Genomic DNA, 17,127 nt, shown 5'->3' with positions numbered 1-17,127 from the left:
ATGGTCTTAGCAGAGCTGGTCGGACGGTTCTAGAACAAGCGGTCGGTGGCGACCACAGCGCCCTCGACGAGGGCTTCGAGCTTCTTCCAGGCGATGTCGGGGTGGACCATCGCGAGACCGGCTTGGGTGTCGAAGCCGCAGTCCGGCGCGGCGACGATCCGCGTGGGGTCGTCGACGGCGGTAGCGACCCGCTCGATCCGGTCGGCGACGACTTCGGGGTGTTCGACGACGTTCGTCTTCACGTCGACCACGCCCGGGATGAGCGTCCAGTCGTCGGGCAGGGGGTGCTCGCGGAACACCCGATACTCGTGCTGGTGGCGGGGATTGGCTTCCTCGATGGAGAGCCCGCCGATGTCGAGGTCGTAGAGGATCGGGATGAGCTCTTCGAGCGGCTTGTCGCGGTGGTGGGGTCCCTCGTAGCTCCCCCAGCAGGTGTGGACGCGGAGCTGCTCGTCTGGGATGTCCTTCGTGGCTTCGTTCAGCGCCTCGACGTGCATCCGAACGATCGGTTTGAGTTTCTCCACTGGTCGGTCGCCGAAGCCGCGGTGGCCCGTCGTCAGCAGGTCGGGGGCGTCGAGTTGGAGGGTCGCGCCCGTCTCGGCGATGAGCTCGTACTCTTTTTTCAGGGCGTCGCCGACCACAGAGAGGAACTCCTCGTGGGAGTCGTAGTAGTCGTTGACGAGGGTGGCGGCCGCGACGCCCGGCGAGGCTGCCGTCAGGAACGTTCCCTCGAAGTCGTACTCGCCGGCGTCGAGCAGTTCGAAGAACGTATCGATCTCCTCGTGTGCGGCTTCCTCGCCGATGTATTCGACGGGGCCGGTGACCGACGGCTGCTTTGTGAGGTCGATCCCCTCGGCGTGGAACGCGTCCTCGGCGTACTCGGGGAAGTCCGCGAGATCGTCCCACAGCGGGGCGTCACGGGTGTCGCCGATGCCCGAGAGCCTGTTCGCGACGTACCAGTTGAACGAGACCCGAGGCTGCTCGCCGTTGTTGACGATGTCGAGGCCGACGTCGGCCTGCCGCTGGATGACCGTCTCGGTCGCATCGACGACGGTCTGGTGCCACTCCTCCTCGTCGACGGCGTCACCGTCCTGGCGCTTTTTCAGGAGTTCGAGGAGCTTCGGCGTTCGAGGCAGGCTTCCGATGTGGGTCGTCAGGATGCGGTCGACGGTCATTCGTTGTGGAAATACACCATCTCGGACGTAATATGATTTGTGCTATTATAATCGAAAAAAGTATGCTTATAAGTTATATCCAACCGCGAGCGCCCACCAGATGCGTGGTGCCCGCGAGCGGATGTCAAACGACTTGACGTTCGGTCACAGAGTAGCCGTATGGCTCCATCCCACGTGCTGGTTCCGCTGGACGGCTCGCCACTGGCCGACGACGCACTCGTCCACGCACTCGAGACGTTCGACTGTACCGTGACCGTACTCAACGTTGTCACGCCGGTGGACAGTTCGATGAGCGAGAGTGGCATCGTGGAAACTGGGGAAGAACGGGAAGAAACCGCCCGCGAGCGCGCCCAAACTCTCATCGACCGCGCGAAGCGACAAGCCGAACAGGCAGGCTACGATGTCGACACGGCTATCGAGACGGGCAAGCCCGCCGACACGATCCTCCAGTTCGCTGAAAACCACGCGGTCGACCACATCGTGATGGGTGGTCACGGCGGCGATAGACACAAACTCACCCGCCGGCTCCTCGGTACTGTCGCGACTGATGTCGTCGGTGGCGCACCTGTGACAGTCACCGTCGTCCGGTGACTACGCCCCGAGAACGGTGGCAAATGCCCGATAGAGCCCGAATCCGATCGCTGTCGACGAGGCCAGCGTGATGAACCAAAACACCACTGTGACGCCGATTTTCCGGCGGGAGACGCCTGCTTTCCCACCCGCGAGGCCAGCACCGATGACGCCGCTGATGATGATGTTGTTGAACGAAATCGGGATGCCCAGGGTGATCGCCACCTGCGCGATGATGAACCCGGGTACCAGCGCCGCAATCGAGCGGCGCGTGCCCAACTGGGCGTACTCACGGGACGTGGCCTGCAGGAGTCGCGGTGCGCCCATCCACGCACCACCGAGAATGCCGACCGCGCCGAGTGCGAGCAGCGCGATTCCTGGGACGCCCAGTTCTACGGAGTAGAGGTTCTCCAGCGGGCCAGTGGCGAGTCCGACCTGACTGCCACCACTGGAGAAGGCGACGACGCTTCCGAGAAGCACGAGAAACGTCTTGATACCGCGATCCACCGAGTCCTGCGTCCGCTGCCGGATGAACCGAAAGCTCACTGCTGCGACCAAGAGCGTCACGAGGAGCTCCCCGGCCGTCTGCAGCACTGCGGAGTCGACGAGTAGTCGCACTATCCCGGCGATCGTGCCCTGCTGGTCACCGGCGGGTGCGGGGATGACACCGAGCGGAATGTTTGCCACGATCGCTCCGACGACGGCTGCCAGAAGCGGGACCCCGAGCGTCTCTGGGATGTCGTCGCGCCGGAGAACCTTCGCGGTCAGGTAGGCCAACCCGCCGGATATCGGCGGAACGAGCACCCAGAAGAGGGCGATGCGCTGATAGGTGCTGTAGACGGGATCCCCACCCAGTGAGAGCCCGACGCCGACCATCGCGCCTGTCGTCGCGAACGCGGCCGGGACCGGGTATCCCGAATACACTCCGAACGCCATGAAGCCAGTCGCCGTCAGCAGGCCAGCTATCGCGCCGAGAGAGGTAATCTGTGCGTTAGCTACCAGCCCCGAGCCGACCGTCGCGGAGATGCTTCCTCCCTGCGTCAGTGCCCCCAGTGCGGCGAGGATCCCGATGAGGAACGCGGCTTTCATCGTCGAGATGGCTTGCGCACCAATCGCGGGCGCAAACGGTGGCGAGTTGCTGTTCGCGCCGAGGGTCCACGCCGTCACCAGGCTGGTGACCGTTGCGAGTGCGACGAGAATCCAAAACACCAGTCCGGCGACGCCGACCGTCATCTCAGTGCCACCCTGCGAGTTCGTGCCGACGCTCGTCTCCAGCGTGACGAGGCACGGTGGCACATTCTCGGGTGTTGTCCATACCTACACACCGTATTGGCTGCAGTATAAACGTTCAGCGCTCTTGGGTACGACAACCCATCGGAACTACCGTCGAGAGACACCACTCTCTCTCGCGAGCGCACAGGTGTGTTTCACCGACGGCCGTTCCCGTCACCTGGGGAACCGTCAGACCGAAAGTTGGTCTCGGCACTCTGGTAAATATCAATAGAAATCCCCCAACCTGCACGCCAGGACTGATGGTGGTGTGAGAAACAATCATCGGTGCCCCTATCTTCCGATCTGGAGATGAGTTAGAGGCCCTGGAGGGAGATGTGAAAGTCGAGATCACGTTGAAAAAGTACGGACGACGAACTAGAAATGATGAACCAGAGCCACGAAGAGAAATGGAGTGATTTGGAGAGCGGTTATCCGGAGGTGGCGGAGGCCTTGCTGAGCTACGCAGGGTTCACCGAGTCCTCCACTGCGCCGGATCTTACAGAGGAAGACAGGTTCTTACTGGATGTCCTCAAGGACGATTTCGACCAGGGTTCAGGTGATGACCTGTTTGACGAGATCAAGAGAAGTCGGGGAAGTCGCTTGGGGGAGGACTCCCGTCTCCGGGAACGAGAGTTCGTTGATGAACGGTTGGACCGCTTGGCCTCACAGGGACTGGTGGGACGTATCCCGTTGAAAGAGGGCGGGTATCACTACGGGCCTCTGCGGATGTGCATCTATTACTTGATGGACCGTGGTGAGACGGACGAGGTCGTGGTTGATGACCTGTACTGGTTGAAGGATGTCGCCGGGGTTCCCGTCGGGAAACTGGTGTTGACTGCGTTGGATATGACTCAGGCCTCGATGACGTTGACAGAGGTACGGTAGACTGAAAAGAGTCAATTCCCCGGAACGGGAGGCCTGACTAAGACTAATTAATGTGGTCCGTCTCTGTATGGCTACCGGCGAGTGTTTCCAAGGCTATGGATTTTCACTGGGAAGAAAAGGCGATGGAGGCTATCGATTCTACTGCTGCAGGAGACCTACAGCACGCTGAGCTATTATTTGGAGAGTTGCTTGAACAGGCCTGTGAAAGAGACCTGGAGTCCGTAGGACAGGCCTGTGATTCTGCGTTACAGAGACTTGACGAAGCGGATGAAGAGTCCGTACACTACGAAGGTGTTGCGAGGACGTTGAAGAGGATTTTCGAAGAAGTCACTGGAGAGTATCTTCCCGGTGTCGACGAGGAACGTGTTCTGAACGGGAAGAAAGAGATGATGGAGCGGGACGGAATAATGCCGTTGAGCAAGGCTCGGATGAATCATCCACGAGACTGAACGGTAAAAATCTGGAGAACTTTAACAACCGCTTGTGGCGTTGTTTGGTTTTGACTTGGATCCTTTCTTCGGCAGTTTCTCGACGACGTTGATCGAGATGCTGAACGAGATCTCTAAGTTCATTCGCCCTCCAGAAGTCCAGAAGGCAGTTTCCCTTCAATGTAGGATCCTACCTCTTCAGCGGGCGTGCTGCGGAATTCTTCGTCGGTGTTGACCATCCAATCGCTGCGAACGTTGTAGTATTCCCAGGTGTCACCATACTCCGCGATATAGCTGTCTGTGAGACTTGATCTATCTCCGATATAGCTCGACCACTCCGGATCTGCTATGAAATAGTAGTCGCCTTCAATCGTACTCCAGGCTATCCTGCCAGGCCTGTTCCCGAAGATGTCTTCGTGAGTGTCCCTGATCTCCGAGGTGATCTCTTCAGGGCGTTCTCCGGGAAGTTTGACTTGAACGGATAAATGAGCGCCACTGCGATCCATCCGGTCTAACGTTATCATCCGGATATCGAAGCCTGATGAAAGGAATAGCTGGGAGAGTAGGACACCTTGATCTTGGCAATCACCGCTGCCAAATTCGAGTGTTTCTGATGGAGAGAAGATCTTGGATCCGCTCTTATAGTACTCGATATTGGAGACCAATTGGTGAGTGACCACTGCTTTTCGTGCCCACCAAGACGTTCCTCCGGAGAACCGCTTGTTTATCTCGTTCGGGAAGTAGTCGTATCTGTCTGCGTCCAGCTTCCGTTTGTACTGTGATTTTGTCATAACTCTCTGTCATCACCGTTTTCGAAATCTGAGCCGTCGGTTTCATCTGGATCAAAGGGGGAGTGAGGATCCCGTGTTCCCTTAATGATCTTTATACCTTCCTCCGAGCTCTGTCTCCGGAGTTCATCCAGCATTCGTTCCAGAATTTCTCTATCGTTGCTCATAGCGGTTTCAAGGCCTCTTGGACGTCCGTGATTTCTAACCCTGATTTAGTTAATTTTTTGGCAAGATGTGTCTCTTTGTTTACTCTACTCATCTTGTTTCCCACCGTTGAAGTAACGGATTTGCTATAATTTCGGAAGATATGGACTGGGGTGGTGTACAGCCTGTCCCGGTACATCCCCGTGAGGACAGTCGAAATCAAGGCAAAGTCGTGACAACAAGTGTCTGGCTCTCTCGTTACCTGCGCTGATCACTGGAATCGGTTGGAACGAATGCGAGAAAACCCATTTTCTGAAGAGTTCTAAAGAGAGAAATCGACCGTCACAAACTCAAAATCATCCACAGATCGGATCTAAATCCAACAAGCAACGACTACACCGACATCACGCTTTGTCTGAGGTGGCGAATTTAGAAAGTCGCTGCGTGTCGGGCGGGGAATTAGTGGTCTTGAGTCCGAATTACAGAAGCCAGAGGAGGTCTCCTCTGCAATAGGTCGATTGCGCTATCTCGTAGGCGTCTGCTGTCTGCAACCTGCGATTCTCTCAGTAACAGGAGGGACTGAAGGACCGGTGATAGTTCGGCCTCGGTACTCATAGGGCTCGTCGTCACCGAGCGCCACCCCGGCTCGGAACGGTGCCGTCGTCATCGGCCGATCGGCTATAGCGAGAGGAGTTCAAAGAGCGTTGCGAGGCCGCGACGAAACGTACCGTCTCTCAGACCACACGCGCGAACGCGAGCGTCCCACTGGTCCGCTCTACGAGTGCGCGGACGGTCTGGCCCTCGCGCGCGCCGGAGACGAAGATCGTGAATTTGCCTTTCTCGGCGACGCCGTCGCCCTTGCGGCCGGTACCGGTGATCTCCAGTTCGTAGGTCGTTCCTTCTTCGACGGCCGGACCGGACTGCGATTGCGTCTTCGCGGCACCCTTTTGGACGGGGCGGAACGCACCACAGGCCTCACAGCGGAGCATATCGACGCCGTCCTCGGTGACGAGTCGGGTGTCCGGCAGGCCACACTCCGTACAGGTGACGTACTCGGCGACGTACTCGTCGATGGCGGCCTCGAAGTCCGCGACGCTAAACGAACCGTTGTACCGCGCGCGGTCGTCGTCGAGCTGGCCGTTCGTCCCGAGTTCGCGCTGGACGTTCCGGTGGACGTGCTCGACGTCGCGGCCGAGTGCGTCGGCGATCTCGCCGAGGTTCGTCAGGCGTGTGAACGCGCCGTCTGTCTCGCCTTCGGGGTCCGGTACTCGAAGTCGGGACTGCTCTTGGTTTCGCTCCGGGAGTTCATCGAGCGCCCGGTCGAGAGAATCAGCGTAGTCCATACGCCTCAAAATGGACGGGGCCGTATAGCCGTTCCGTGTGTCGGATTCGCGAACGAGGGCGATTCGCGGTCGGGTAACCGTGTGGGTTCCGCTGTCTGTCGCTACGCCTCGCCGGGAGCGATGACGACTTGATTCTCCTCGTCGACGAGGTTCGCCAGGCGTGCCGTCGCGTCTGCGTCGAACTGCCGCTGGCAGCGCTCGACCCACGCGCCGTCTGTCGCGCGGAACGCCGTCGTGCTGTCGGGTTTCGCAGTCGCCGCGTCGCGCTCGCCGGGTCGCGGCCGCCCTGCTGTCGGACGGTTTTCGGTGGTCGCTCCGGCCGCGCTCGTGCTCTCGGTCGTCGCGGATCGGTCGGTCTGTCGGTCTGTGCGCTTCGTGCGTGTGTGTCGGACGTGTGTGCTCACTGGTTTCGGGTCGGATTCGGCGGTCGATCGTACGGCGATACGCGGGTCGAAAACGAGTCACTCGCGTACGCGTACGAGGGGCATACGAGCACCGTTGTCCCTGACCATAATAAATGTTAATGTATGATCGAATGCTGCGGCGATCACATCGATGGACTGAGAGGGGATTCGGTCCGGACAGATCACCCCCGACCGTGTTCGTTCATACTGTCGGACAGAACTATGTGAAAATTATCGGCATCCCGTGGGTGCCAATATGGTTCACGAACTGCTGTCCGACAGTATCACTCGTCCTGCTGTGACACCTCGTCCCGTCTGAGGCACCTTCGGGGGCACTTCATCCCCCACGGTACCGAGAACGTCCACACCGCTATATCCGACCGTATCAGAAGTCGCGCTCGGCCGCCCGCTCGCGGGCCGCGGCGACGACGAGCGGAAGCGTGATCGTCGCGTCGCCGACGACAGTCGCGTTCCGCGCCGACTTCTCCAGTTTCCCCCACGAGCGCGCCTCGTCGAGGGTCGCGCCCGAGAGCCCGCCGGTGTGGTCGGGATCCATCGTCAACTGGACCGCGTAGTCGTAGGCGTCCGGAATCGTCAGCATCGTCTGGAGGACGTAGTTCTTCGGCACGCCGCCGCCGACGACCATCGCGCCCGCCCGGTCGGCTTCGAACGCCAGATCCGAGAGGTGCGTCATATCGCCGAGCGCGTCCAGCCCGAAATCGGAGGTCTGTGAGTAGATCCACGCCTGGATTCCTAACACGGAGTCCTGGATGGCCGGGCAGTAGACCGGCACGTCGTTCTCGTAGGCTGCGGCGGCGATGCCGGCGTCCTCGTCGACGTCACGTTCCGCGTTCTGCTCGGCGTTCGCGCGCCCGAGTTCGGCGGTGAACTCCTGGATCGACACCTGCCGTTCGACCGCCGGGAAGACGTTGTCGCGGAGGTGGGACTCGAACAGCGCGAAGTGCTCTTGCGGCAGGTAGACGTTGTAGATCCGGTCGACGCCCTCGTCGCGGAGGTGCTCGTCGTGTTCGCGCGGCGTCTCGCCCGTCGGTTCGGCGTCGGCCGCGGCCGGATGCGGATCGTGCGGCTCCGCCCGACCGTGGTGGTGCTTGCCGCCGATCGCCTCGATGGCGTCGTGCGTGAGGTTCGCGCCGGTCGTCACCAGCGCGTCGATGTGGCCGTCGCGGATCAGATCGACGACGATCTGGCGCATTCCGGCGGGCACCATCGCGCCGGCGAGCCCGAAGAAGTTCGTCACCTCCTCGCGGCCGAGCATCTCCGCGTAGACGTCGACCGCGCGGTCGACAGTCGCCGCGCCGATGCCGGCCTTCCCGTACTCGGTGGCGAGGTCGCCGACGGTCATCCCGCTGCGGACCTGCGCGTGTCCGATCGGCGCTTCGTGGAACTCCTCGCGGTGTGGTGTGTGGGCGTCTTCGCCGTCGGATCCCGCCTCCGACTCGTCTGTGCCGTGCTCGTGCTCGTCGCTCATACCGAGTCGTGTGCGATCCGATCGGTTATGCTTCGCGATCCGGACGAGCGCGGTACAAAAGCGTTCGCGCCGGCGTCAGTCCGCGTTCACGCTCATATCGGTCGCCGACCCCGTGAGCGCCGACATTCCGCGGACCGCGACGGCGACGAAGCCGACCTTCGAGACGAGGTCGAGATACGTCAGCACGAGCACCTGCGTGTCGGGGAGCAGCAGTCCGACGCCCGTCGGCGCGAGGAGCCACACGACGGGATAGAGCGTCCAGACGACGACTGTGAGGTTTCGGAGCGTCGTGAACGACGCCGCCTGCCGGGGCGTATCGAACGACGCCCGCCGCGGGAGCGTCCACACGAGGAGCGCGACCAAGACGAGGTACGCCACCGTGCCGACGCCGAAGAACGCGTAGCCGACGACGCCGCCGAGCGCAGTCGCGGCGACGCCCGCGAGGACGACGACTGCGTCGACGACGACCAGCGCCCCGAGGACGCGGCTGCCCGGTTGCGAGAGCAAGCCGAGATACAGCACCATTAGCGGCGTCGTCAGGAGCCAGTCGCCGTAGCGGACGACCTCGATGGCCGTCCCGCCCACCTCGACGATCCCGTATCCGAGCGCCATCGCCAGATAGGCGAGCGCCGCGATGCCGGTCACGCCGAAGAGGACCGACGAGAGGTGCCGGTTCTCGTCGTTGGTCAGCAACTGGTACGCCGTCGGGATCGTTCCCGCGGTCATCCCCGCGAGGCCGAGCCACAGCCAGACCGCCGTGTCGATCTCCATCTCAGTCACCCCCTCCACTCGTCCAGGACTCCGGGTCGTCGGAGCCATCGGTTCGCAGGGTCGTTCCAGTGGCAGCGTTGGACCTTGCTGTACCTGCGCTGCGTCCGGCGCCACCTCCGAACTGTCCCGCCTCGTGTTCGTTCGCGACGGTGAAGTCTTCGAGCGCGGTCCGGAGTTCGCGTGCCTGTTCAGTGAGTCGGTTGGCGGCGTCATTTACGCTCTGCATCGTACTCGTCTGTTGTTGGGCTGCGGCCGCTGCGGCGGTCGCCTCCTCGGCGGTCTGATCGCCGATCGCCGCCACGTCGTCGACGCGGTCGACGACGGCGGTCGCCGAGGACGCTTGCTGGGCCGTCGCATCGCGGATCTCCTGGATCGAGTCGTCGGTCTCCTCGACGGCCGACGCGACGTTGTCGAGCGCGTCGATCGCGGACTCGACAGTGCCGACGCCGCTCTCGATCCGCTCTTGGGTCTCCATCATCGCCGTCGTGGTCTCGTCGGCGCGGGCCTGGATCTGTTCGATGTGCTCTTCGATTTCGGCGGCCGACGTCGCCGTCTCCTCTGCGAGCTGCTTCACCTCGTCGGCGACGACAGCGAATCCGTCGCCCGCTTCGCCCGTCCGCGCGGCCTCGATCGAGGCGTTCAGCGCGAGCAGGTTCGTCTCCGCGGCGATGTCGGTGATCACTTCGACGACCTCACCGACGGCGTCGAGTTCCTCGGCCAGCGCGGTCACTTCCGCGGCGGTCTCTGCGGTGGTCTGCTCGACCGCGTCCATCTCGTCGATGGCGCGTTCGGCGTGGGCCTGCCCCTCCTCGCCGACGTCCGCAGCGCGCTCTGAGGCCTGTGCGACCTCGTCGACGGTCGCGGCGATCTCCTCTGCGGAGGACGACAACGCGTCCATCTCCGTCGAGACCTCGTGTAACGCCTCCGTCTGCCGCTCGGCCCCGTCGGAGATCTCCGTCGTCGCCGTCGTCACCTGCGCAGACGCCTCACGAACCTCGTCGGCGCCGTCGTCGACGCGCTCTGCGGCGGTGACGACGTGCTCGGAGAAGGCTTTGACTTCCGCCATCGTCTCCGAGACCGCATCGAGCATCTCGTTGAACGAGACGGCGATGTCCGCAAGCGCCTCGTTTTCGGTGTCGGGGTCGAGTCGCCGCGTCAGATCGCCGTCTGCGACGGCGTCCATCACGTTGCCGTACTCCGCGGCGGTCGTCTCCAGCGCCTCGTTCTTCCGTTCTATCGCCTCTTTTTTCTGCTCGGTCGCGCGGATCTGCGAGCGCAACTCCCCGCGCATCTCGTCGAAGGCGCGATAGAGCGTGCCGAACTCGTCGGTCCGGGCCGTCGAGAGGTCGACGTCGAGATCGCCCTCGGCCATCGCGTTCGCCCGACGAGCGAGATACCGTGCGGACACGATCGTGTTCGATCCGACGACGACGCCGACGAAGGCCAAACTCACCAGCGCGAGCAGGATGAGCCCCAGAATCGACGACGTGATCTGCGAGCCCAGCGCGTAGGCTTCGGCCCGATCGGTGCGGACGAGAACCGTCCAGTCTACCGCGTCCATTCCCGAGCCGGCGACGAGCTGCTCGTCACCCTGGACGAAGCCGCCGTCTGTGAGCTCTGAGACGTCGCGGCTGTAGGAACTCAGGAGTTGCTTGCTGTCGGGGTGGGCGACGATCCGACCCTGGCTGTCGACGACGACCGTCGATCCTTGGCCCGCGGCGTCGGCGAACGCCCGCGTGTGCGCTTCGAGATTGATCATATAGACGAGCGCCTTCCCGTTCGTCCCCTCTATCGGCGAGATGACCGAGACGACCGGGAAATCGACGACTGGCACGGTGAACGGCGACGTGACGGCCACGTCGTTCGTACCGCTGAACTCCGGCGGGTTCGTCGCGAACGCCGCCCCCTGTTCGGCGGTGTCGACGCCTTCCATCTTGGCCATCGAGCTCGCGAGTATCGTTTTCGATTCTCTGTCGTAGTAGTGCACCGCGACGACGCCCTCGGGGACGGCCTCGCGATCGACCGTCTCGGTCAAATGCGTCGATATCTCGCCGCGGTCACCAGACTTGAGAACCTGGTTCGTCGAGTGCAACCGCGTCTGTCTTTCGATGCCGCTGATCCACGTATCGAGCTCCGCGGCCCGAGCCGCTGCCGACGTGCTCAACTCGCCTTTGACCTCCTCTTGGAGTGTCGCCGAGGTCTCCTCTTGGACGACGACGCCGAACCCGACGACGAGTGCGACGACAGCGAGCAACGCGACGCCGAGCTTTGCCCCATAGCTCGACCGGATGGATTCGAAGAGTCCTGACCGTTGCATCTACACTTTTTAACGACACATCGGATAAAAAGCCGACCCGCCGATTATCTCGGGTGATAACGCTTGGCCGTAACGGTTACAAGCCGGTCGGATGCGAGAGCACCGTCGTCTCGACACCCCACTCGGAGACGAGATCGGCGAGGCGTTCGACGCCGAAGGTCTCGGTCGCGTAGTGGCCGCCGAGGAAGACGTGGACGCCCGCTTCGCGCGCCTCGTGGTACACCTGTTGTTTCCCTTCGCCGGTGACGAGCGCGTCGACGCCCGCGTCGGCCGCCTCGCCGAGCCAGTCAGCGCCCGAGCCGGTGACGATCGCGACCTCGCTGATCTCGTCGGGACCGAAGTCGAGCACCTGTGGCTCCTGGCCGCCCGTATCGAGCCCCGAGAGCCGCTCGCGCAGTTCCGCGACGGTGTAAGACTCTGCGGCACGGCCCCGCTGGCCGATCGTTACCGGACCCAGGGTTCCGAACGGCTCCTGCCCGTCGAGGTCGAGGTAGTCGGCGAGCCCTGCGGCGTTCCCCAGCGTGTCGTGACCGTCGAGCGGGAGATGCGAGACGTACAGCGCGATGTCGTTCTCGACGAGCGCGCTGATGGTGTCGTACTCGCGGTCGGTGACGCGGTCGAGACCGCCCCAGATCAGGCCGTGGTGTGTCACGAGCACGTCCGCGCCCGTATTGGCGGCGTCTTCGATCGTCGCTGCGGCGGCGTCGACCGCGAACGCGGCGTGCTCTACGGTCCCCTCGTCGGGGCCGATCTGCAGGCCGTTCGCACTGGCGTCGACGTCGGCGTAGGCGTCCGTGTCGAGTCGGTCGTCCAGGTCGTCGGCGAGCGTCGAAAGCTGCATACGGGAACCATCACACGCCGCCTGATAGAGGCTATCGTTCCGCACCAGCGCTTATGAGGGGTCCTGTCGAATCAGAGACACAGGACGATGTCCCTCGAAGAGTACGGTGTCGCGATGGACGACGACACGCTAACGGAGTTTCTGGAGACCCAGGGGCTCGGGACGCTGGCGCTGGGAAGCGAGCGCGGCGGGTACGCGTTTCCGGTCTCGTACGGTTACGACCGCTCGCGTGACCGCTGCATCTTCCAGTTCGCGTTCGGCGCGGACAGCACCAAGGCCTCGTTCATCGAGGCCGACAACCCCGTCTCGCTGTCGGTGTACGAGTGGGAATCGATCACCGAGTGGCGCAGCGCGGTCGTCCGCGGCACGCTGCATCAGATCCCCGATTCCCAGACGGCCACCGCTGCGGGGATATTCGCTGCGCACGCGAAGATCGCGTCGCTCGACGTGTTCCAACAGCCGCTCGAAGAACTCGACTTGGAGTGGTACGAACTCCGGATCGACGACAAGCAGGGTAGACAGAGCGCCCCGTAGCGGTTCGCGAGCGTCGAGCTTCTCTCAGTAACGACAGGGGGCCAACTGCCGCAGCCGACGCTATCGCGACGCCGCGTGCGAGTACACGAACTCCCGACTCAGTTTCGCCGCCAGCGACGCCGCCTGGCCGTCGTCGCGATCGTTGACCTCGACGACGTCGAAGCCCGCGGCGTGCGGAGCCACAGCGTGGACGACCTCGCGCATCTCCCGCGGGTCGAGTCCGAACGGCTCCGGCGTGCCGGTGCCCGGTGCAAACCCGGGGTCGGCGGCGTCGACGTCGACGCTCAGGTACGCCGTGCGGCCATCGAGGTGCGATTCGAGGTCGAACGCGGGGACGTCCTCGGGCGGGACGACGGTCACGTCCTCGCTGTCGGCCCGGTCCCACTCCTCGGGCGAGCCAGTTCTGGCACCGAGCACGATCGCTTCCTCGACCGCAGCGTCGAGTGCGCCGTGATCGTCCAGAATCCGCCGGGTGACGGTCGCGTGGCTGTACTCGTTGCCGTCGTACGCCTCGCGGAGGTCGAGGTGTGCGTCCAGACAGACGAACACGTCCGGCGAGACGGCGTCGACGCCGGCCGCCGTGACGGTGTGTTCACCGCCGAGGAGAAGCGGGACGGCGTCCTCGGCGACGACGTCCCGGAGTTCGCCCGTCAGCCACTCTAGGTACTCCGCGGCGTCGTCCCACGCGCGGACGTCGCCCTGATCGTGAACGGCACAGTCGGAAAAGCGCAGGTCGGTTCGCCGGTCGTAGTCGTCGAACGGCCGGGCGAACCGCCGGATTCTCTCGGGACCGAAGCGGGTCCCGGGTCGGAACGAAGTCGAGATATCCAGCGGGGCGCCCACGACGACGTACGCGGCGTTGCCACGCGATGCGGTCGCCCCTGGGAACATCTCCGATCAGACGATCTTCCGCTGGCCCTCGTACTCGAGGTACTCGATCTCGTCGTCGGGCGAGAGGTTCTCGTCTTCGGGGATGCGCATCGTGAACGTCTCGTAGGTGTCGAGGTCCATAATCTGCGCGTCGTTGTCGGTCACGGAGACGACCTGGCCCTGCTTGCGCTCGATGATCGGGACCCAGACCTTCGCGTCGACCGGCTGGCTCAGCGAGCGTTTCTTGTCGTCGAAGACGCCACGGCCCTCGATTCGAGCCTTCGCGCTGCCGTGCTTGCCGGGCTTTGCGGTGCTGTAAGCGTTGATCTTACAGGGGGAGTCTTCCATCATCACGTAGCTGCCTTCCTGCAGTTCGCGGACCTGCTTTTGCTCTTTCGGCATACGTCGGGATTGTCGTGTGCTCGGTATAAACGGTTTGGAAACGCCCCGAGACTTCGGCTACGCGACGAAATCGCACACGGGCGAGCGCGGTCAGACCTCTTCGAGGTCCCCATCGGACGGTCGCTGCTGGGACCGATCCTCGCGGCTCCGGGTGCGGTCGTCTTGTCGCCGTGCGACGCTTCCCAGCGCGCCGGTCGCGACGTTCGGAAGGCTCGCCGTCAGAAGGATCATCGTCGTCGCCTCACCGGCCGTGTTCAGAAACGGGAGGAGGTACTCCATCGGGAACGGAAGCGGCACGTCGGAGACGACAGAGAGCACGACCAACCCCGGGATGAGAACGATTCCCCAGGCCATCGCCGTCAAGAGCCCGTGCCACGCCCCGTCCGCGGAGTCGCCGCCGGCGAGATAGCCCGCGAGCGCGCTCCCCGCCAGGCCGCCGACGAGCGTCACGCGTCCGGTGGCCCCGAACACGAGGGCCTCGCTACAGGCCGCGAGCGCAAACCCAGCCGCGACGGACCGCCACCGCGTCATATCTCCCGGTTTGGCGCTACTCCGAATAAAGGTACGTGTCAAATCATCAACTGTGATAACGGCGAGGGAGAGCGGACACCACCCGGGTTGGCCCGCCGTCCCGCTGCGATCTCATAGGGATTATCGTATGTTCCCATAGATTTCTCGCCGGACGATACGGCGAGAATCTCCGAACAGTTACGATAATCCCTATCAGTCCTCGCGGCGCTCGCGCATACTCTGCCGGGTGAACTGTGGCTTCGCGCGGATGCCGCGCTTGCTGCGGAACGACCGGTAGAGGGCAAACAGCGGCGGCAGCGTCAGCACGGCAGCGATCGCGGCCGGAACGACGCTGGTCGCATCGAAGGTGTAGAGAATCGCCGTCGAGAGGGCACCGACGGCGACGAACAGGCCGTAGACGATGCGGCGCGCCAGCCGATCGAGAACGTCGTTTTCGTCCTCCAGTCGGACGTTGACAGTGAGGTTGTCGTTGTCGATCCGATCGAGCGTCCGGTTCATCTTCGGCGGCACCTCGAAGAGCGCCCGCGTCGTCTGCTGGACCTGCTGGCCGCCCTGCTCGATCAGTTGACGCGCCGTCTCCTCGTAGTAGCCCTCGTCTTCGAGGTAGTCGGTCGCGACCGAGATGAAGTCGAAGTCGGGGTCGAGCGTGACACAGACGCCCTCGACGACGGTCGCGACCCGGAGGATCAACGCGAGGTCCCGCGGCAACCGCAGCGGGAACTCGTAGATCGTCGATTCGACCTGTTCGATGATCTGCTGGACTCGGTACTGCTCGATGTCCTCGCCCCGTGCGTCCGCAATCGCGAGTTCCATCACGTCGCCCATCACCTGGCGGTTGGCGTCCGGCGAGAGCGTCCCCATCTCGATGAGGGTGTCGAGGATGGCGTCGATGTCCTGGTTCGCCACGGCGACGTAGAAATCGACGATCTTGTTCTGGATGAAGGAGTCGACCGTTCCCGACATCCCGAAGTCGTAGAAGATGATCTTGCCCTCGTCGGTCACCGCGAGGTTCCCCGGGTGGGGGTCGGCGTGGAAGACGCCGTCCGCGACGATCATCTGCAGGTAGACGCGCTGGAGCGTCGTCGCCAGTTCCGTGCGGTCGATCCCCTTCTCATCGAGCGTCTCGATGTCGTTGATCTTCGTTCCCGGGAGATACTCCATCGTGAGCACGCGCGGCCCCGAGCGCGCGGCGATCGGCCGCGGGATCCGGATATCGGGGCTGTCCGCGAAGTTCCCGCGGATCTCTTCGAGGATCCGCTTTTCCCTGCTGTAGTCCATCTCCTGGCGGATCGTCTTCGCGAACTCGTCGGAGAGGTTCTCCAGCGAGAACGCCCGACCCTGGCCGATGAACCGCCGGATGAGCGGCAGCGACCAGCGGATGACGCGCAGGTCGGCCTCGACGAGTTCTTCGATCCCCGGGCGTCGGATCTTCACCGCGACTGGCTCGCCCTGGTACGTCGCGGTGTACACCTGTCCCAGACTCGCGCCGCTGATCGGGTCGCGGTCGAAGTCCTCGAAGACGTTGTCGACGGGCCCGAGTTCGGCTTCGATGACCTTCCTCGACTCCTCCCACGGGGCCGGCGGCACGTCGTCCTGCAAACTGGAGAGGACGTCGATGTACTCCGCCGGGAGGATGTCGGGCCGCGTCGAGAGCAGTTGCCCGAGTTTGATGAACGTCGGGCCGAGCGTCAAAAGCGAATCGAGCAGGATCTCTGCGCGCTCGACGCGCGTCTTGGCGTCGACGCTCCGCCGACCGCCGAAGAGGACGTACTTCCGACGGTCACGCGTGTACGCGACGATCAGGGGGAAGAACTGTCGAACGACGACGAGAAACCGCCAGTACGCACGGAGATTCACCAGCGTGACCACCCGACGGTTACGCGTCGTCTCCGGCCGACGTGATCGGGATGGTCTGCTCCGGCGCGGCCGACCGCTTCGGCACGCGCACGGTGAACACGCCGCGGTCGACTTCCGCGGACGCTCCCGCGCCGGTCGCGTCCGGCGGGAGGGGGAGTTCGACGTCGACGAACAGCGGTCGCTCCTCGCTCACGTAGTGGAACTCCGCAGGCACGTCCTTCTCGCGTCGCGCTTCGACGACGAGTCGTCCGCGGTCGACTCGGAGTTCGGCGGTCTCGGCAGTCACTCCGGGGAGGTCGAGCACGATCTGATAGGCGTTGTCGGACTCCAGTAGATCGGCGAACACCGACTCCGGCAGTTCCTGAAGCGCGTCCCGCAGGGCTGACATAGACGAGAGTTAGACCGGCGGGTCGAAAAAGGCCGCGGTTGTGCTAGCGAATATCGGCCACAAAAGCTATACAGCGCCCGGGGCGGCCGGCGACGGCCGTTTCCAGTCGGCTGTCGCA

19 protein-coding genes are annotated in these 17,127 nt (G+C 63.3%); 4 read left to right on the top strand and 15 right to left on the bottom strand.

What is annotated here, in order from left to right:
• Positions 1 to 29 precede the first annotated feature (29 nt).
• On the bottom strand, positions 30 to 1,175 hold the full coding sequence (locus RBH22_RS09355; RefSeq protein ID WP_306677317.1) for a cobalamin-independent methionine synthase II family protein: 1,146 nt from the start codon (positions 1,173 to 1,175) through the stop codon (positions 30 to 32).
• A gap of 159 nt (positions 1,176 to 1,334) precedes the next feature.
• On the opposite strand from RBH22_RS09355, the gene RBH22_RS09350 reads away from it, so the two are divergent.
• The gene (locus RBH22_RS09350) at positions 1,335 to 1,766 is read left to right on the top strand and encodes a universal stress protein (RefSeq protein ID WP_256289193.1); all 432 of its coding nucleotides are present in this window, start codon (positions 1,335 to 1,337) and stop codon (positions 1,764 to 1,766) included.
• Here RBH22_RS09350 and RBH22_RS09345 read toward each other — a convergent pair whose 3' ends face one another.
• Entirely contained in the window at positions 1,767 to 2,978 is a 1,212-nt protein-coding gene (locus RBH22_RS09345; protein ID WP_256546650.1) for an inorganic phosphate transporter, read from the bottom strand. It lies immediately after the preceding gene.
• 423 nt (positions 2,979 to 3,401) lie between these two features.
• On the opposite strand from RBH22_RS09345, the gene RBH22_RS09340 reads away from it, so the two are divergent.
• Positions 3,402 to 3,902, top strand: coding sequence for a hypothetical protein (locus RBH22_RS09340; RefSeq protein ID WP_306677316.1), 501 nt, complete (start codon positions 3,402 to 3,404; stop codon positions 3,900 to 3,902).
• Between the two features lie 95 nt (positions 3,903 to 3,997).
• A complete protein-coding gene (locus RBH22_RS09335) occupies positions 3,998 to 4,351 on the top strand; it encodes a hypothetical protein (RefSeq protein WP_306677315.1) in 354 nt (117 codons plus the stop codon).
• A gap of 119 nt (positions 4,352 to 4,470) precedes the next feature.
• Here the strand turns inward: RBH22_RS09335 and RBH22_RS09330 are convergent, their stop codons facing one another.
• The 8 genes from RBH22_RS09330 to RBH22_RS09295 all read right to left on the bottom strand — a co-directional run bounded on the left by RBH22_RS09330 (position 4,471) and on the right by RBH22_RS09295 (position 12,427).
• Positions 4,471 to 5,121, bottom strand: a complete 651-nt coding sequence (locus RBH22_RS09330) for a hypothetical protein (RefSeq protein WP_306677314.1) — start codon at positions 5,119 to 5,121, stop codon at positions 4,471 to 4,473.
• Positions 5,118 to 5,285, bottom strand: a complete 168-nt coding sequence (locus RBH22_RS09325) for a hypothetical protein (RefSeq protein WP_306677313.1) — start codon at positions 5,283 to 5,285, stop codon at positions 5,118 to 5,120. The genes RBH22_RS09330 and RBH22_RS09325 overlap by 4 nt, the downstream gene beginning before the upstream one ends.
• A gap of 711 nt (positions 5,286 to 5,996) precedes the next feature.
• Positions 5,997 to 6,605: a translation initiation factor IF-2 subunit beta gene (locus tag RBH22_RS09320; protein WP_121569924.1), complete on the bottom strand. Its 609-nt coding sequence runs from the start codon at positions 6,603 to 6,605 to the stop codon at positions 5,997 to 5,999.
• Positions 6,606 to 6,706: 101 nt separating this feature from the next.
• Positions 6,707 to 7,009, bottom strand: a complete 303-nt coding sequence (locus RBH22_RS09315; protein ID WP_256289184.1) for a hypothetical protein — start codon at positions 7,007 to 7,009, stop codon at positions 6,707 to 6,709.
• Between the two features lie 385 nt (positions 7,010 to 7,394).
• Positions 7,395 to 8,498 carry a deoxyhypusine synthase gene (locus tag RBH22_RS09310; protein ID WP_256545798.1) on the bottom strand — a complete coding sequence of 368 codons (1,104 nt, stop codon included), beginning with the start codon at positions 8,496 to 8,498 and terminating at the stop codon, positions 7,395 to 7,397.
• A gap of 75 nt (positions 8,499 to 8,573) precedes the next feature.
• Positions 8,574 to 9,269 (bottom strand): bacteriorhodopsin, encoded by a 696-nt coding sequence (locus RBH22_RS09305; protein ID WP_306677312.1) that lies wholly within the window; start codon positions 9,267 to 9,269, stop codon positions 8,574 to 8,576.
• 1 nt (position 9,270) lies between these two features.
• Positions 9,271 to 11,586, bottom strand: a complete 2,316-nt coding sequence (locus RBH22_RS09300) for a methyl-accepting chemotaxis protein (RefSeq protein WP_306677311.1) — start codon at positions 11,584 to 11,586, stop codon at positions 9,271 to 9,273.
• Between the two features lie 76 nt (positions 11,587 to 11,662).
• Entirely contained in the window at positions 11,663 to 12,427 is a 765-nt protein-coding gene (locus RBH22_RS09295) for a Nif3-like dinuclear metal center hexameric protein (protein WP_256545795.1), read from the bottom strand.
• A gap of 87 nt (positions 12,428 to 12,514) precedes the next feature.
• On the opposite strand from RBH22_RS09295, the gene RBH22_RS09290 reads away from it, so the two are divergent.
• The gene (locus tag RBH22_RS09290; RefSeq protein ID WP_256545794.1) at positions 12,515 to 12,961 is read left to right on the top strand and encodes a pyridoxamine 5'-phosphate oxidase family protein; all 447 of its coding nucleotides are present in this window, start codon (positions 12,515 to 12,517) and stop codon (positions 12,959 to 12,961) included.
• 60 nt (positions 12,962 to 13,021) lie between these two features.
• Here the strand turns inward: RBH22_RS09290 and speB are convergent, their stop codons facing one another.
• The 5 genes from speB to RBH22_RS09265 all read right to left on the bottom strand — a co-directional run bounded on the left by speB (position 13,022) and on the right by RBH22_RS09265 (position 17,009).
• Positions 13,022 to 13,852: an agmatinase gene (speB, locus tag RBH22_RS09285; protein ID WP_256545793.1), complete on the bottom strand. Its 831-nt coding sequence runs from the start codon at positions 13,850 to 13,852 to the stop codon at positions 13,022 to 13,024.
• Between the two features lie 6 nt (positions 13,853 to 13,858).
• A complete protein-coding gene (locus tag RBH22_RS09280; protein WP_121569916.1) occupies positions 13,859 to 14,233 on the bottom strand; it encodes a translation initiation factor IF-5A in 375 nt (124 codons plus the stop codon).
• A gap of 90 nt (positions 14,234 to 14,323) precedes the next feature.
• The gene (locus RBH22_RS09275) at positions 14,324 to 14,764 is read right to left on the bottom strand and encodes a DUF5518 domain-containing protein (protein WP_256545792.1); all 441 of its coding nucleotides are present in this window, start codon (positions 14,762 to 14,764) and stop codon (positions 14,324 to 14,326) included.
• 192 nt (positions 14,765 to 14,956) lie between these two features.
• Entirely contained in the window at positions 14,957 to 16,633 is a 1,677-nt protein-coding gene (locus tag RBH22_RS09270) for an AarF/ABC1/UbiB kinase family protein (RefSeq protein ID WP_306677310.1), read from the bottom strand.
• 7 nt (positions 16,634 to 16,640) lie between these two features.
• Positions 16,641 to 17,009, bottom strand: coding sequence for an Hsp20/alpha crystallin family protein (locus RBH22_RS09265; protein WP_306677309.1), 369 nt, complete (start codon positions 17,007 to 17,009; stop codon positions 16,641 to 16,643).
• Positions 17,010 to 17,127: the final 118 nt, after the last annotated feature.

This window comes from Halobellus sp. H-GB7 (assembly GCF_030848585.1).
GTDB classification, from domain to species: Archaea; Halobacteriota; Halobacteria; order Halobacteriales; family Haloferacaceae; genus Haloquadratum; species Haloquadratum inordinatus.
This window is presented reverse-complemented; position numbering and strand designations above follow the sequence as displayed.

What these genes read in the sequence shown, in the direction of transcription:
- RBH22_RS09355 (WP_306677317.1), bottom strand. Translation starts at nt 1,175, where the DNA reads ATGACCGTCGACCGCATCCTGACGACCCACATCGGAAGCCTGCCTCGA.
- RBH22_RS09350 (WP_256289193.1), top strand. Translation starts at nt 1,335, where the DNA reads ATGGCTCCATCCCACGTGCTGGTTCCGCTGGACGGCTCGCCACTGGCC.
- RBH22_RS09345 (WP_256546650.1), bottom strand. Translation starts at nt 2,978, where the DNA reads ATGACGGTCGGCGTCGCCGGACTGGTGTTTTGGATTCTCGTCGCACTC.
- RBH22_RS09340 (WP_306677316.1), top strand. Translation starts at nt 3,402, where the DNA reads ATGAACCAGAGCCACGAAGAGAAATGGAGTGATTTGGAGAGCGGTTAT.
- RBH22_RS09335 (WP_306677315.1), top strand. Translation starts at nt 3,998, where the DNA reads ATGGATTTTCACTGGGAAGAAAAGGCGATGGAGGCTATCGATTCTACT.
- RBH22_RS09330 (WP_306677314.1), bottom strand. Translation starts at nt 5,121, where the DNA reads ATGACAAAATCACAGTACAAACGGAAGCTGGACGCAGACAGATACGAC.
- RBH22_RS09325 (WP_306677313.1), bottom strand. Translation starts at nt 5,285, where the DNA reads ATGAGCAACGATAGAGAAATTCTGGAACGAATGCTGGATGAACTCCGG.
- RBH22_RS09320 (WP_121569924.1), bottom strand. Translation starts at nt 6,605, where the DNA reads ATGGACTACGCTGATTCTCTCGACCGGGCGCTCGATGAACTCCCGGAG.
- RBH22_RS09310 (WP_256545798.1), bottom strand. Translation starts at nt 8,498, where the DNA reads ATGAGCGACGAGCACGAGCACGGCACAGACGAGTCGGAGGCGGGATCC.
- RBH22_RS09305 (WP_306677312.1), bottom strand. Translation starts at nt 9,269, where the DNA reads ATGGAGATCGACACGGCGGTCTGGCTGTGGCTCGGCCTCGCGGGGATG.
- RBH22_RS09300 (WP_306677311.1), bottom strand. Translation starts at nt 11,586, where the DNA reads ATGCAACGGTCAGGACTCTTCGAATCCATCCGGTCGAGCTATGGGGCA.
- RBH22_RS09295 (WP_256545795.1), bottom strand. Translation starts at nt 12,427, where the DNA reads ATGCAGCTTTCGACGCTCGCCGACGACCTGGACGACCGACTCGACACG.
- RBH22_RS09290 (WP_256545794.1), top strand. Translation starts at nt 12,515, where the DNA reads ATGTCCCTCGAAGAGTACGGTGTCGCGATGGACGACGACACGCTAACG.
- speB (WP_256545793.1), bottom strand. Translation starts at nt 13,852, where the DNA reads ATGTTCCCAGGGGCGACCGCATCGCGTGGCAACGCCGCGTACGTCGTC.
- RBH22_RS09280 (WP_121569916.1), bottom strand. Translation starts at nt 14,233, where the DNA reads ATGCCGAAAGAGCAAAAGCAGGTCCGCGAACTGCAGGAAGGCAGCTAC.
- RBH22_RS09275 (WP_256545792.1), bottom strand. Translation starts at nt 14,764, where the DNA reads ATGACGCGGTGGCGGTCCGTCGCGGCTGGGTTTGCGCTCGCGGCCTGT.
- RBH22_RS09265 (WP_306677309.1), bottom strand. Translation starts at nt 17,009, where the DNA reads ATGTCAGCCCTGCGGGACGCGCTTCAGGAACTGCCGGAGTCGGTGTTC.